The 13,334-nt window shown below is 72.4% G+C and carries 9 protein-coding genes; 5 read left to right on the forward strand and 4 right to left on the reverse strand.

The window, feature by feature from the left end:
• Nucleotides 1–62 precede the first annotated feature (62 nt).
• Together ACFYP3_RS19600 and ACFYP3_RS19605 are read left to right on the forward strand one after the other, a co-directional pair.
• Complete coding sequence (locus tag ACFYP3_RS19600) at nucleotides 63–2,813, forward strand: SpoIIE family protein phosphatase (RefSeq protein ID WP_388833868.1); 2,751 nt, start codon at nucleotides 63–65, stop codon at nucleotides 2,811–2,813.
• 118 nt (nucleotides 2,814–2,931) lie between these two features.
• Nucleotides 2,932–4,077: an ABC transporter substrate-binding protein gene (locus ACFYP3_RS19605; RefSeq protein WP_388833871.1), complete on the forward strand. Its 1,146-nt coding sequence runs from the start codon at nucleotides 2,932–2,934 to the stop codon at nucleotides 4,075–4,077.
• Between the two features lie 31 nt (nucleotides 4,078–4,108).
• Here ACFYP3_RS19605 and ACFYP3_RS19610 read toward each other — a convergent pair whose 3' ends face one another.
• The 4 genes from ACFYP3_RS19610 to ACFYP3_RS19625 all read right to left on the reverse strand — a co-directional run bounded on the left by ACFYP3_RS19610 (nucleotide 4,109) and on the right by ACFYP3_RS19625 (nucleotide 9,900).
• Nucleotides 4,109–4,618, reverse strand: a complete 510-nt coding sequence (locus ACFYP3_RS19610; RefSeq protein WP_388833873.1) for a hypothetical protein — start codon at nucleotides 4,616–4,618, stop codon at nucleotides 4,109–4,111.
• A 91-nt stretch (nucleotides 4,619–4,709) separates the two neighbouring features.
• On the reverse strand, nucleotides 4,710–6,641 hold the full coding sequence (locus tag ACFYP3_RS19615; protein WP_388833876.1) for a glycoside hydrolase family 5 protein: 1,932 nt from the start codon (nucleotides 6,639–6,641) through the stop codon (nucleotides 4,710–4,712).
• 86 nt (nucleotides 6,642–6,727) lie between these two features.
• A complete protein-coding gene (locus ACFYP3_RS19620) occupies nucleotides 6,728–8,824 on the reverse strand; it encodes a beta-galactosidase (RefSeq protein WP_388833879.1) in 2,097 nt (698 codons plus the stop codon).
• On the reverse strand, nucleotides 8,821–9,900 hold the full coding sequence (locus ACFYP3_RS19625) for a LacI family DNA-binding transcriptional regulator (protein WP_388833882.1): 1,080 nt from the start codon (nucleotides 9,898–9,900) through the stop codon (nucleotides 8,821–8,823). Before ACFYP3_RS19625 ends, ACFYP3_RS19620 begins: the two co-directional genes overlap by 4 nt.
• Before the next feature lie 277 nt (nucleotides 9,901–10,177).
• On the opposite strand from ACFYP3_RS19625, the gene ACFYP3_RS19630 reads away from it, so the two are divergent.
• The 3 genes from ACFYP3_RS19630 to ACFYP3_RS19640 are packed head-to-tail and all read left to right on the forward strand — an operon-like array spanning nucleotide 10,178 to nucleotide 13,311.
• Entirely contained in the window at nucleotides 10,178–11,062 is an 885-nt protein-coding gene (locus ACFYP3_RS19630) for a carbohydrate ABC transporter permease (RefSeq protein ID WP_388833884.1), read from the forward strand.
• Entirely contained in the window at nucleotides 11,059–11,928 is an 870-nt protein-coding gene (locus ACFYP3_RS19635) for a carbohydrate ABC transporter permease (RefSeq protein ID WP_388833886.1), read from the forward strand. Before ACFYP3_RS19630 ends, ACFYP3_RS19635 begins: the two co-directional genes overlap by 4 nt.
• Before the next feature lie 33 nt (nucleotides 11,929–11,961).
• Nucleotides 11,962–13,311: an ABC transporter substrate-binding protein gene (locus tag ACFYP3_RS19640; RefSeq protein ID WP_388833888.1), complete on the forward strand. Its 1,350-nt coding sequence runs from the start codon at nucleotides 11,962–11,964 to the stop codon at nucleotides 13,309–13,311.
• Nucleotides 13,312–13,334 lie beyond the last annotated feature (23 nt).

Genomic DNA, 13,334 nt, shown 5'->3' on the forward strand with positions numbered 1-13,334 from the left:
CCGGTCCGACCCCGGGGGCCGCTCCCCGCTGCCGACGGGCCGCCGAGGTTAGAAGATGGAGTATGACCGACCTCCGGCCGGAGCGCGGCCAGTCCCCCAGGGGGCGGGCGCGGCGGCCACAGCGTCTGTCCTCGTTGCTGAGCGTCCGCAGCGTGGCCGGCGAGGTGTTCCTCCTCCAGCTGGCCGTCGTGGTGCTCCTCGTCGCCGCCGCCGTGGCGGCGCTCGTGGTGCAGGCCCGGAGCGACGCCATGCTGGACGCCCGGCACCGTACGCTCGCCGCCGCCGGAACGTTCGCGGAGTCGCCGGGCATCGTCGCGGCCCTGCGCAGCGACCATCCGAGCGCGGTGCTGCAGCCGAGCGCCGAGGCCGCCCGGAAGGTCGCCGGGGTCGACGGCATCAACGTGTACACCCTCGACGGGGTCACCCTCACCCACAGCGATCCGCGGCAGATCGGCAGGCGCGTCGTCGGCCCCTTCTCCAAGGCGGCGGCCGGCAAGTCGTTCACCGAGACGTTCGAGGGCTCCCTGGGGCAGTCGGTGGTCTCGGTGGTCCCCGTCAAGGACCCGCAGGGCCGCGTCATCGCCGTCGTCTCCTCCCCCGTCACCGTCCAGAACGTGCAGGGCATGGTGAACCGGCAGCTGCCGGTCGTCCTCGGGACCGCGGCCGCGGTGCTCGCCCTGAGCGCGGGCGGCACGGCCCTGGTGAGCCGTCGACTGCTGCGCCGGACGCACGGCCTGGGGCCGGCCGAGATGACGCGGATGTACGAGCACCACGACGCGGTGCTGCACGCGGTGCGGGAAGGCGTACTGATCGTCGGCGACGGCGGACGGCTGCTGCTCGCGAACGACGAGGCGCGGCGGCTGCTGGACCTGCCCGCGGACGCGGAAGGGCGTCCCGTCACGGACCTGGGTCTGGAGGAGGCGATCGCCGAACCGATCGCCTCGGGCCGGTCCGCGACCGACGAGCTGCACATGTCGGCCGACCGGCTGCTGGCGGTGAACATCCGGCCCACCGCCCCGTACGGGCAGGCCGGGACCGTCGTCACCCTGCGGGACACCACCGAGCTGCGGGCGCTGTCGGGCAGGGCCGAGGTGGCCCGGGAGCGGCTGAAGCTGCTCTACGACGCGGGGGTGCAGGTCGGTACGACGCTGAACGTGGAGCGGACCGCCGAGGAACTGGCGGAGGTGGCGGTCCCGCGGTTCGCCGACGTGGTCACGGTCGACCTGCTGGACCCGGTGCTGCGCGGCGAGGAGCCGCCCGAGGCGAACACCGAGATGCGCCGCACCGCCGTCGTCGGCCTCGGGGGCGACCACCCGCTCACCCCCGTCGGAGAGCTGGTCCGGTTCGCTCCCGCCGGGCCGATGGCCACCGGGCTGGCCCTCGGCCGCGCGGTCCTGGAGGCCGACCTGCACGCCACCCACCGCTGGCGGGCCCAGCACCAGGCCAACGCCCGGCAGATCCTGGACCGCGGCATCCACTCCCTGATCGTCGTACCCCTGCGGGCCCGGGGCGTGGTGCTGGGGATGGCCGGGTACTGGCGAGGGCAGGACTCCCCGCCGTTCGACGAGGAGGACGTGTCCTTCGCCGAGGAGCTGACCGCCCGGGCGGCCGTCTCCATCGACAACGCCCGCCGCTACACCCGCGAGCACAACATGGCCGTCACCCTGCAGCGCAGCCTGCTGCCCCGGGGTGTGCCGGAGCAGTCCGCCGTCGAGGTCGCGCACCGCTATCTGGCCGCCCGGGCCGGGGTGGGCGGTGACTGGTTCGACGTCATCCCGCTGCCCGGCACCCGGGTGGCCCTGGTGGTCGGCGACGTCGTCGGCCACGGTCTGCACGCCGCCGCCACCATGGGCCGGCTGCGCACCGCCGTGTACAACTTCTCCACCCTCGATCTGCCCCCGGACGAACTCCTGAGCCACCTGGACGAGCTGGTCGCCCACATCGACACCGACGAGCAGGAGTGGCAGGGGATCACCGGGGCCACCTGCCTGTGCGCCATCTACGATCCCGTCTCGGGGCAGGTGACCGCGGCCACCGCCGGGCATCCGGGACCCGCTCTGGTCACCCCCGACGGGACCGTGTCCTTCCCCGAGGTGCCGGTCTCCCCGCCGTTGGGCCTGGGCGCGGGCATGCCGATCGAGACCACCACGCTCACCCTGCCCGAGGGCTCCCGGCTGGCCCTCTTCACCGACGGGCTGATCGAGAGCCGCGACGTCGACCCGGACGCGGGCCTCGCGGCCCTGCGCGCCGCCCTGGCCGGGCCCGCCCGGACCCCGGAGGAGACCTGCGGCGCGGTCATCGAGGCGATGCTGCCCAACAGGCCCAGCGACGACGTCGCGCTGCTGGTGGCCCGCACCCGCCGGCTGGCCCCCGAGCGGATCGCCGAGTGGGACGTCTCCCCCGACCCCGCGGCGGTGTCCCCGGTGCGCAACGCCTGCGCCCGCCGGCTGGCGGAGTGGGGCCTGGAGGACATCTCGTTCACCACGGAGCTCATCCTCAGCGAGCTGCTGACCAACGCCGTCCGCTACGGCACCGAGCCCATCCGGGTGAGGCTGCTGTACGACCGCTGCCTGGTCTGCGAGGTGTCCGACGGGTCCAGCACCTCCCCGCACCTGCGCCGGGCCGCGGACACCGACGAGGGCGGCCGCGGCCTGTTCCTCGTCGCGCAGTTCGCCGAGCGCTGGGGCACCCGCTACACCCCCCGCGGGAAGATCATCTGGAGCGAGCAGGCGCTCCACGAGGGGGCCGCGCCGGCCGCGATGGATCTCGGCGAGGCGCTCCTGGCCGGGTGGGACGACGAGGGGTTCCGATAGCCGCCGGTAGGGCCGCCGCGGGGAAGAGTGCGGACACCACCGTTCGGGACTGCGCGGCCGAGGCCGTCGACCGTACGCTGGGCTCGATCGGTACGCGACCGCCCGTTATGGAGCCTTTGTGCCCGCATCCCGTCTCCGGACAGCCTTCGTCGCCGCCTTCCTGGCCCTCGCGGCGGCGCCCCTCGGCGCTTGCGGAGACGAGCCCGCCGCCGGACCCGTGGCGCCCGCAGTGGCCACCTCGGCCGCGGACGCCGGTGGCATGGCGGCACTGACGGCCGCGGCGAAGAAGGAGGGCGCCCTCAACGCGATCGCGCTCCCGCGCGACTGGGCCAACTACGGGGCGCTGATCGACGGCTTCGAGAAGAAGTACGGGATCAAGGTCACGGTGGAGAACCCGGACGGGACCAGCCAGGACGAGATCGACGCCCTGAAGGAGGGCAGGGACGACGGCCGCGCCCCGGACGTGATCGACGTGGGGGGCTCGTTCGCGCAGTCCGCGGCCCGGCAGGGCCTGCTCGCTCCGTACCGGGTCGACCCCTTCCACCAGATCCCCGAGGACCAGAAGGACCCGGACGCCCGCTGGTACAACAACTACGGCGGCTACATGTCGATCGGCTGTGACGCCAAGCGCGTGAAGACCTGCCCCTCGACCTTCGCCGATCTGCGCAAGCCCGAGTACAAGGGCCAGGTCGCCCTCAACGGCGACCCCACCAAGTCCGGCTCCGCCTTCGCCGGCGTGTACGCGGCGGCCCTGGCGAACGGCGGGTCCTTCGCCGACATCCAGCCCGGCCTCGACTTCTTCGCCGAGCTCAGCAGGAGCGGCAACTTCATCCCGGTCCAGTCCTCACCGGCCACGATCGAGTCGGGCCGGACCCCGATCAGCATCGACTGGGACTTCCTCAACCTCGGATACGCCGACGCGTTCCGCGAGAAGGGCGCGGACGTCGACTGGCGGACCGCCATCCCCTTCGACGGCAGCTTCGCCGAGTACTACGCGAACGGGGTGAACAAGGACGCCCCGCACCCCGCGGCGGCACGCCTGTGGCAGGAGTGGGTCTTCAGCCCGGAAGGCCAGAACCTCCGGCTCGGCGCCTACGCGCGCCCCGTCCTGATGGACGCCATGGAGAAGGACGGCACCCTCGACAAGGCGGCCGCGGAGAAGCTGCCGACGGTCGAGGGCACGCCGACCTTTCCGACGGAGGGCGAGACGGCGAAGGCGAGGGAGACCGTCAACCGCGGCTGGGCCGACGCCGTCTCGGGCTGAGCACGTCGGTGTCGTGGGCGTCCTGCCGGCGTCAGTGCCCGGCGGCGGCCTTGACCAGGGCGACCGCTGTCCCGATCGCCGCGTCGATCGCGCCGGCCAGCAGGGCGAAGGCCGTCCCGCCGCCCATCCGGATCCCTCCGTAGCACCCCCACGCGAACAGGGTGGCGACGTTGACGCCGGCCGCCACGAGCAGGGCCGTGTCCAGGTCCATCGCCCCGAGTGCCGAGACGCCGACGAGAACCAGCGGGCCCACCGCGGACAGCAGCAAGGGGCTGCTGACGAAGAGCATCGCGCGCAGGTCCCGTCCTCGGGCGAGGGCTCCGTGCGTCACGCGGTGGGCCTGCTGGTCCGCGACCAGCGCGGCCAGCCACAGGCCCACCGAGGCGGTCCCGATCGTCGCCGCGGCTCCGACGGCGCTCACGTGGCTGCTGCCGGCGAGCCCGATGACGACGGAGATCATGGTGATCGTCGCGTAGAGCCGTTCCTTGAGCTGGGCCGCGGCCATCTCCGTGCTCACCGCGCCCGCCGCATGGTCCGTCACGGGACCCACCGTAAGGCGCGGCCGGGCCGGACCCCCGGAACCACACCGGGTGACCGGCCCGCCGGCCTGCCGGGCCGTCAGACGACGGGTGTCACAGCTTGCGGCACAGCAGGGCGTCCGGTGTCCTGCCCTTGGCCCACGCCCCGGTGAAGGCGACGCCCGCGGCGTACTCGTCGGTGCCGCACTCGCCCTTGAGGTTGCCGTACGCGAACTCCCCGCCCGGACCGGCGGCCGGCCGGTTGTCACCCCGGTCGAACCAGACGGTGCGGCCGTTCGTCCCCAGCGTCCGGCCCGCCCGGGCGCACAGGACCGCGGAGACCGCCTGGCCGCGGACGCTGTAGCCGGTCATGAACTGGTCCGGCCCGCACTGGTACTTGGTGTAGCCGCCCGCCCAATCGCCCTGCTGTACGTAGCGTTCGTCGGTCACGACGGTCGGCGCCGGGCCGGTGGCCGCCAGGCCGGGGGCTCCGGCGTCGGTGCACAGTCCGCGCCCGTCCCGGTGGGCCAGGCCGACGAGCCGCTGGCCGTCGGGGCAGGTCCCCTTGCGGGCTCCGGCGTCCCAGTCGCCGAGGGCGCGTACGCGTGCCGACTGGACCGCGTCGGCGTGGTCGAGGTTGAGCATGTCCCAGGTGTCGGAGACGGCGACCGGGCCGGTCTTCTGCGGCGAGGTGACCAGCCGGTTCCAGTCCGCGGCGCGCCAGTCCCCGCCGTCGAGGAGGCCGGAACGGCGGCCCGACGCATCGAAGTTGAGGATCGACCAGGTGCCGTGTCCGGTCCATCCGACCAGGGGCCAGTAGGCGAAGTCGGTGTCGTTGGCGATCAGGTGGTCGACGAGGTTGCCGAACCAGGCGCGGGCCTGCGGGTTGGTCTCGTCGCTGCCGATGCCGAACTCGCTGATCCACAGCGGTGCGGTGAAGTGGCGGCCCGGTTCGGCCGTGACGTAGAACGCCTGCCGCTGCAGGGTCGCGAAGAGGTCCTCGCGGGAGAGTTCCTGGTAGCGCGGGTCGTGGGTCTCGCCCATGCCTGTCGCCCCGGTGTGGTTCGGCCCGGTGTAGCCGTAGAAGTGCGCCGCGTACACCAGCTTGTTCGAGGCGACGAGGGTGTGCGAGAGGGTGCGTACCGGTTCGAGCGTGGGACGCCCGTGGGGCAGCCCGTCGGCCGGGATGCCCTGCCAGTTGATGCCTTCGACGATCACGAGCAGGTCGGGGTTGGCCTCGGTGAGGAGCCGGTCGCCGAGGCGCTGGGACGCGGCCCACCAGTCGTGGCCGTTGCCCCAGTTCCAGTTGGCGTCGTCGGTGACGGTGCGGCGGACCTCGTTGTAGAGGTCGGCGCCGACGACGCGCTTGTTGTCCTTGTAGCGCCGGGCGAGGTCGAGCCAGTCGTTCTCCCACTGCGCGGTGGACTGGCTGGTGTTCCAGCGCTCGTTGCCGTCCAGACCGCAGCAGAAGCGCGAGGTGTTGGTGTGGTTGTTGAGGACCACCGCGAAGCCCTCGGCCGTGGTCGCCGCGATGACCGCGTCGAAGACCTGGAGCGGGGTCTTGCCGCGCAGGCCGGGGTTGGCGGCGACGGAGGCGTCGGAGACCGGGCGCTGGTCGTGCAGCATCTCGTTCGAGAACGGCAGTCGGATGCTGTTGATGCCGAGTTCGTGGAATCCGGCGAGGATCCGCGCGATCGGCGCGCGGTCGAGGCCGAGGGGCATCTGGTCGGCCTTCTCGCCGTCGTGGTGGCTGGCCGGGTCGTTGATGTCGCCGGATCCGCTCCAGGATCCCTGGGCCCCGTGCCAGTTCGCGGACTTGAGCTTGAAGCGGTTGCCCTCGGCGTCGACGACGTAGCGGCCGCGGGTGCTGAGGGGCGCGGTCCAGGAGTCGGACAGCGCGGTCGAGGCCGGGGGCGTCGCGGCCGCCCCGACCGTCCCGGCCGTCGGGGACGTCCCTGTCGTCGGTGACGCGACGGTCGGGGAGGCGGCGAGCGCTCCGAGCGCGAGCGCCGCGGCGAGTACCGCGGGGAGTAGGGCTCTTCTCACTGTGTCCTCCGTGAGGGCGGGGGGTGGGACGTGCGTGGTCGAGCGGTGGGGCGGGGTGCGGTGCGGTGGGTGGTGCGGTGGGTCGCTCAGCCGCCGCTGCCGAGGACGGCGACACCGCGCGGTGCGAGGGTCACGCGGCGGACGAGGGGCCGCTGGGCGTCGAGCAGGTCCCGGCGCCCGGCGGGCAGCGTCACCTCCCGCTCGTCCTCACTGTGGTTGAGCAGGATGAGGACGTCGTGGTCGTCGCCGTGCCTGATCGTCGCCTGGACGCCGGGGGGCAGGCCGGGCAGGACGGGGGCGACTCCCGCGTCGGCCAGTGCGCGGTCGACGACGGCCCGCATCGTGCCGGGGTCGGGACGGGTCGCGACGTAGCGGGCGGTGCCCCGGCCGTGACGGTGCACCGTGGCCGCCGGGCGGTCGTCGTCCCAGTCGGGGCCGGCGAAGAGGAGTTCGGGGCGGGCGCCGGTGAGCTTCACGTCCTCGCGCCACAGCGACGCGGGCGGCACCGGCGGCACGGGAGCCGGGACGCCTCCTTCCGCGGTGGCGCCCTGCGCAGTACGCAGCGGGACCGCCTCGTCCGCCGCGGCCGGCCAGAACTCCTCGACGCGTACGCCCAGTACCTCGCCCAGCGGACCGGGACAGCCGCCGGCGTGCACACGGTCGTGCTCGTCGACGACCCCGGTGAAGAAGGACGCGAGCAGGGAGCCGCCGTCCGCCACGAACGCGCCGATCCGCGCCGCGTTCCCGGCGGACAGCAGGTAGTGGCTGGGCAGCACGAGCAGCTTGTACGGCGCGAGGTCGGCGGCCGGATGGACGACGTCGACGCCGACGCCCGCCTCGAACAGGGGCGCGTAGTGGTCGAGGACGCGGTCGAGGCAGCGCACCGCGTCCGAGGGGTGCGAGTCGAGTTCGAGCGCCCACCAGTTCTCCCAGTCGAACAGGATCGCGACCTCGTTGCGGACGCGCGTACCGGCCAGCTCGGGCACCAGGGCCAGCTCGCGGCCGAGCCGGCGCACCTCCGCGTGGACGCGGGTCCCGGGGCCCGCGTGCGGCACCATGCCGGAGTGGAACTTCTCCGCGCCGCCGCGGGACTGCCGCCACTGGAAGTACATGACGGCGTCCGCCCCCTGCGCGACGGCCTGCCAGCTCCACAGACGCATCCGGCCGGGGCTCTTGCCGCCGTTACGACTGCGCCAGTTGACGGCGGACGGCGCCTGTTCGGTCAGCAGCCACGGCTTCCCGCCGGCCGCGCCGCGCAGCAGGTCGTACGAGAGCGCCGCACCGATGTGCGCCGCGTCCCAGTGCGGGTCCGGGTAGCTGTCGAGGGCGAGGACGTCCATCTCGCTGGCCCAGGCGTGGACGTCGACCGCCTTGTGTCCGGCGAGGAAGTTGGTGGTCACCGGGATGTCGGGGGTGACGCGGCGCAGCACGTCGCGTTCCAGGGTGAAGCAGGTGCGCAGCGCGTCGCTGCTGAACCGCTTGAAGTCGAGCTGCTGGGAGGGGTTGGGGTAGGTGGGTGCGGTGCGCGGCGGGAGGATCTGGTCGAAGGAGGTGTAGCGCTGCGACCAGAAGTCGGTGGACCACGCCTCGTTGAGCGCGTCGACCTCGCCGTACCGGGCCGTGAGCCAGCGTCGGAAGTCGGCGGCGGAGGTGTCGCAGAAGCATTCGGCGACATGGATGCCGTACTCGTTGCCGACGTGCCACAGCCCCAGCGCCGGGTGGTCGCGGTAATGCATGGCGACGGCCTCGACCAGGCGGACGGCCCGGTCGCGGAAGACCGGGCTGGAGGGGCAGAAGTGCTGGCGTCCCCCGGGGGAGAGGATCCCGCCGGACGCGGTCACCGGCAGGATCTCGGGATGTTCGACGGCGAGCCACGGGGGTGGCGAGGCGGTCATGGTGGCCAGGTCGGCGGTGATGCCGTGGGCGGCCAGGTCGTCCATGACGGTGTCGAAGAAGCGGAAGTCGTAGGCGTCGCGGGAGGGTTCGACGCGGGCCCAGGCGAAGATGGCGAGGTTGACGAGGTTGACGCCCGCCTCGTTCATCAGGCGCAGGTCCTCGGCCCGGGTGGCCTCGTCCCACTGCTCGGGGTTGTAGTCGCCGCCGAATCCGAGCCCGCGGGTCCGCGTGCGGAGCGTGCGGAGCGTGCGGAGCGTGCGGGCGCGGTCGTGTGCCGGAGAGTTCATCTTCCCTGCCCCTTCGAGTGCTTCGGGGCGCGTGGCGGCGCCGTGCTGTTCCGCTCCACCAGGGTCGGCATGACCGACACGATGGACGAGTCCGTCGTCGCGGCGCCGTCGATCTGGCTGAGGAGCCGGTCCACGCAGGCCGCGCCGACCCGGGTGAGGTCCTGGTCCACGGTGGTCAGCGGGGGGAGGAAGTAGCCGGATTCGGCGATGTTGTCGAAGCCGATCACGCTCACGTCCTCCGGGACCGAGCGCCCCGCGTCGCGCAGCGCACGGACCAGGCCGAGCGCCATCTGGTCGTTGGCGGCGAACACCGCGGTGACCTCGGGCCGGCCGGCGAGTTTCCGGCCCGCCCGGTAGCCGCTCTCGGCGCTCCAGTCGCCGTGGACGGCCTGGGGTACCGGGGCGCCCGCCGCCCGGAGCACGCGCTGCCACGCCTCGGCGCGGCGGCGCGCGGGGTGGGAGTCCCGGGGGCCGGCCAGGTGCCACACCGTGGTGTGGCCGAGCCCCAGCAGGTGGGTCACGGCGATCTCCGCGCCGGCCGCGTGGTCGGTGTGGACGCCGGGGTAGCGGTGGTCCTCGCCGCCGTCGACGACGACGACCGGCAGCCCCCAGGGGAGCATCAGGGAACCGGTGAGGATCTGCGCCTCGTTCACGATGACCCCGTCGACCGCGTGACCGCTCAGCCTCCGGAACGCCTCCAGCACCGCCTCCTGGGTCTGCGCCTGCGGGACCACCACGTTGACCGAGTACTCGGTGGACTGCACGGCGGCGACGATCGAGTCCAGCGTGCGCGCGTTCCCGTGCGCCGTGAGGTCGAAGCTGATGACGCCGATCATCCGGAACCTTCCGGTGGCCAGCGCCCGGGCTGCGGTGTTGGGGCGGTACCCGAGCATGCGAACGGCGCGGACGACCCGGTCACGGGTGGCTCCGTCGACACGGGCCGTCGCGTTGAGCACGCGGGAGACGGTCTGGGCCGAGACCCCCGCCATGGCCGCGACGTCCGCCATGGACGGCGGCCGGGGTCGGTCCGCGGCCGGGGAGCGGGGCCTGCGTGGCCGCTGCCCATCCTTCGCCATGGTGCAGTTCCTCTCGCACGGTGAGGCCCGGGGCGTCTTCCTGGCCCTCGTCATGTTTGCGCGAACATGGCGCGTCGGTCAACAGGTTGGCGATCGGTTCATGGACGGGCGAGCGGTCCGTCACCTGCCCCGCCGAACTCGAAACCCCTTGAAACACAACGCAACTGACGAACCGCCAGATGCCTTGGCCAAAACGCTTGACACCCTCCGAGAGCTGTCGACACACTTCCGAACCGCGCCGCCGTGTTGGCGCTAACACGCATCGGAGGTCCTTCCCTTGAAACGCGGCGCCGTTCGGCGCAACCTCACCGCCCATGCGTTCCTGCTGCCGTTCCTCGTCGTCTTCGCCGTCGGAGTCGTCGCCCCGCTCGCGTACTCGGTCAACCTGAGCCTCTATCAGGAGCGCATGATCGGCGGGCGGGTGTTCACCGGGCTGGACAACTACACCAAGGCGTTGGGCGACCACCTGTTCCACGCCGGTCTCGCCCGCGTCGCGCTCTTCTTCGCGATCCAGGTGCCGCTCATGCTCGGCCTCGCGCTGGCGGCCGCCCTCGCGATCGACAGCGGTCGGCTGCGCGCGCCGGGGCTGTTCCGGATCGGCATCTTCGTCCCGTACGCCGTTCCCGGCGTGGTCGCGGCCCTGATGTGGGGCTACCTCTACGGCGACCGCTTCGGCCTGGCCGGCGAGATCGGCGAGCTCCTGCACACCGAGGTGCCCGACTTGCTCTCCGGGAACTGGATGCTGGCGTCGATCGGCAACATCGTCACCTGGTCGTACGTCGGCTACAACATGCTGATCTTCCACGCCGCGCTGCTGTCCGTCCCCGCGGAGCTGTACGAGGCGGCCGAGGTCGACGGCGCCGGCGCCTTCCGCAAGGCGTTCAGCATCAAGCTGCCCGCCCTGCGCCCGGCGCTGCTGCTGGCCACGACCTTCTCGGTGATCGGCAGCTTCCAGCTCTTCAACGAGCCGAGCGTGCTCCAGTCCCTGGCGCCCGCCGCCGTCTCCACGAACTACACCCCCAACATGTACGCGTACAGCCTCGCCTTCGACGGACGCCAGTTCAACTATTCGGCGGCCGTGGCCGTGTTGCTCGGCCTGGTGACCGTGCTCGTCGCGTACGGGGTCCAGCGCACGACCGCCCGACGGGAGAGCCTGCTGTGACCGCCGCCCGCCGTCCGGGCCGGCCGTCCACGGCCCTGACCGTGGCCATGGGGCTGATGCTCGCGTACACGCTGCTCCCCCTGCTCTGGCTCGCGATCAGCGCGACGAAGTCCCACCAGACCCTCTTGGACTCGCCCGGCCTGTGGTTCGGGGACGGCTTCCACCTGTTCGAGAACGTCCGGGACGTCTTCACCTACGACGGCGGCATCTACCTGCGCTGGTTCGGCAACACCCTGCTCTACTCGGTGGTCGGGGCGGGCGGGGCCTCGATCATCGCGACGCTGGGCGGGTACGCCCTCGCCACCTACGAGTTCGTGGGCCGCCGGGTGCTGTCCGCCGTCGTTATCGGCGCGATCTCGATCCCCGCGTCCGCTCTCGCCGTGCCCACCTACCTGCTCTTCAGCGACATCGGCATCGTGAACACGCCGTGGGCGGTCCTGTTGCCGTCCCTCGCCAGTCCCTTCGGGCTGTACCTGATGCGGGTGTACGCCACCGAGGCCGTGCCCGGCGCGATGCTGGAGGCCGCACGCCTCGACGGCGCCGGTGAGCTGCGCATCTTCCTCACCATCGCGCTGCGCCTGCTGGCTCCCGGCTTCGTCACCGTGCTGCTGTTCACCCTCGTCGCCACCTGGAACAACTACTTCCTGCCGCTGATCGTGCTCAACGACCCGCAGCTGTTCCCCCTCACGGTGGGGCTGCGCCAGTGGGACTCGCTCGCACAGGGCGGCGCCGGCGCCGGCCTCACGCCGCTCCTCCCGCTGGTGATCACCGGAAGCCTGCTGGCGGTCGTCCCGCTGATCGTCGCGTTCCTCTTCCTCCAGCGGTTCTGGCAGTCGGGACTGGCCGCCGGCGGCGTCAAGCAGTAACCCACCGCCCACCCCTCAGCGAAAGGATTCGACATGCGCAGATCCCCTCGGCCGTCGGCCCTCACCCGCACCCTCACCGCGGCCGCCCTCGCGGCCCTCTCGCTCTCCCTCACCGGGTGCGGCGGCGGCTCGGGCACCTCCGACGGCGGCCGGAAGGCCGATCCCGCGGCCGTGCGGGCCGCCCTGGACAAGCCCGCCGAGATCACCTTCTGGACGTGGGTCCCGAACGTCGACAAGACGGTCGCGCTGTTCGAGAAGAAGTACCCGAAGATCAAGGTCAACGTGGTCAACGCGGGCCGGTCCAAGGACGAGTACACGAAGCTGACCACCGTCCTGAAGGCGGGCACGGGCGCGCCCGACGTCGTGCAGGTCGAGTACTTCGCGCTCCCCCAGTTCGCGATGACCAAGTCGCTGGTCGACCTCGCCGACTACGGCGCCGCCGGGCTGGAGGACGAGTTCGCCGGCTCGGCCTGGTCCCAGGTCAGCGTCGCCGGCGGGATCTACGGCATACCGCAGGACACCGGTCCGATGGCGATGTTCTACCGCAAGGACGTCCTCGACAGGTTCGGCGCGACCCCGCCGAGCACGTGGGAGGAGTACGGCGCGCTGGCCCGGAAGATCCACGACGCCGATCCGAACGTCCGGATCACCTACGTCGATCCCGGCGACGCGGGCACGTCCAACAGCCTGATCTGGCAGTCCGGCGGCAGACCGTACGCCGTCGACGGCGCCACCGACGTCACCGTCGACCTCGCGAACGACACCGGGGCCAAGGCCTACGCCGGCACCTGGGGCCCGCTGATCGAGGACAGGCTGGTCGACTCCACCGCGAGCTGGAACGAGGAGTGGTGGAAGTCGATGGCCTCCGGAAGGTACGCGACCTGGCTGGCCGGAGCCTGGGCGCCGGCGGTTCTGGAGCAGAACATCCCGCAGAGCGCCGGCCAGTGGTCGGTCGCTCCCATGCCGGGCGGTGTCAGCGCGGAGAACGGCGGCTCGTCGGTCGCCGTCACCACCCAGGCGAGGAACAAGGAGGCCTCCGTCGCCTTCGCCCAGTGGCTGGGCTCCGACCCGGAAGCCGTCAGGTCGCTCAACTCCGAGGTCGGTCTGTTCCCCGCGACCAGGGTGCTGCTCGACGACCCCGGCTTCCGCGGCGCCGCGGTGCCGTTCTTCCCCGGGGGCAGGCCGAACGAGGTCTTCGCCGACATGTCGAAGGCCGTGCGTCCCGGTTGGCAGTACCTGCCGTTCCAGGTCTACGCGAACAGCGTCTTCAAGGACTCCGTCGGCCAGGCCCTGCAGCCCGGCGGGAACCTGCCCGGTGCGCTGGCCACCTGGCAGGACCGGGTGAAGGCGTACGGCAAGGAGCAGGGCTTCACCGTCAAGTAGCGCCGGGCACCGCCCCTTCCACC

This window comes from Streptomyces sp. NPDC005533, assembly GCF_042871845.1.
Classification (GTDB): Bacteria; Actinomycetota; Actinomycetes; order Streptomycetales; family Streptomycetaceae; genus Streptomyces.

Excerpts from the sequence above, each read along its gene's own strand:
- ACFYP3_RS19640 (WP_388833888.1), top strand. The coding sequence starts at position 11,962 with ATGCGCAGATCCCCTCGGCCGTCGGCCCTCACCCGCACCCTCACCGCG.
- ACFYP3_RS19625 (WP_388833882.1), bottom strand. The coding sequence starts at position 9,900 with ATGGCGAAGGATGGGCAGCGGCCACGCAGGCCCCGCTCCCCGGCCGCG.
- ACFYP3_RS19600 (WP_388833868.1), top strand. The coding sequence starts at position 63 with ATGACCGACCTCCGGCCGGAGCGCGGCCAGTCCCCCAGGGGGCGGGCG.
- ACFYP3_RS19620 (WP_388833879.1), bottom strand. The coding sequence starts at position 8,824 with ATGAACTCTCCGGCACACGACCGCGCCCGCACGCTCCGCACGCTCCGC.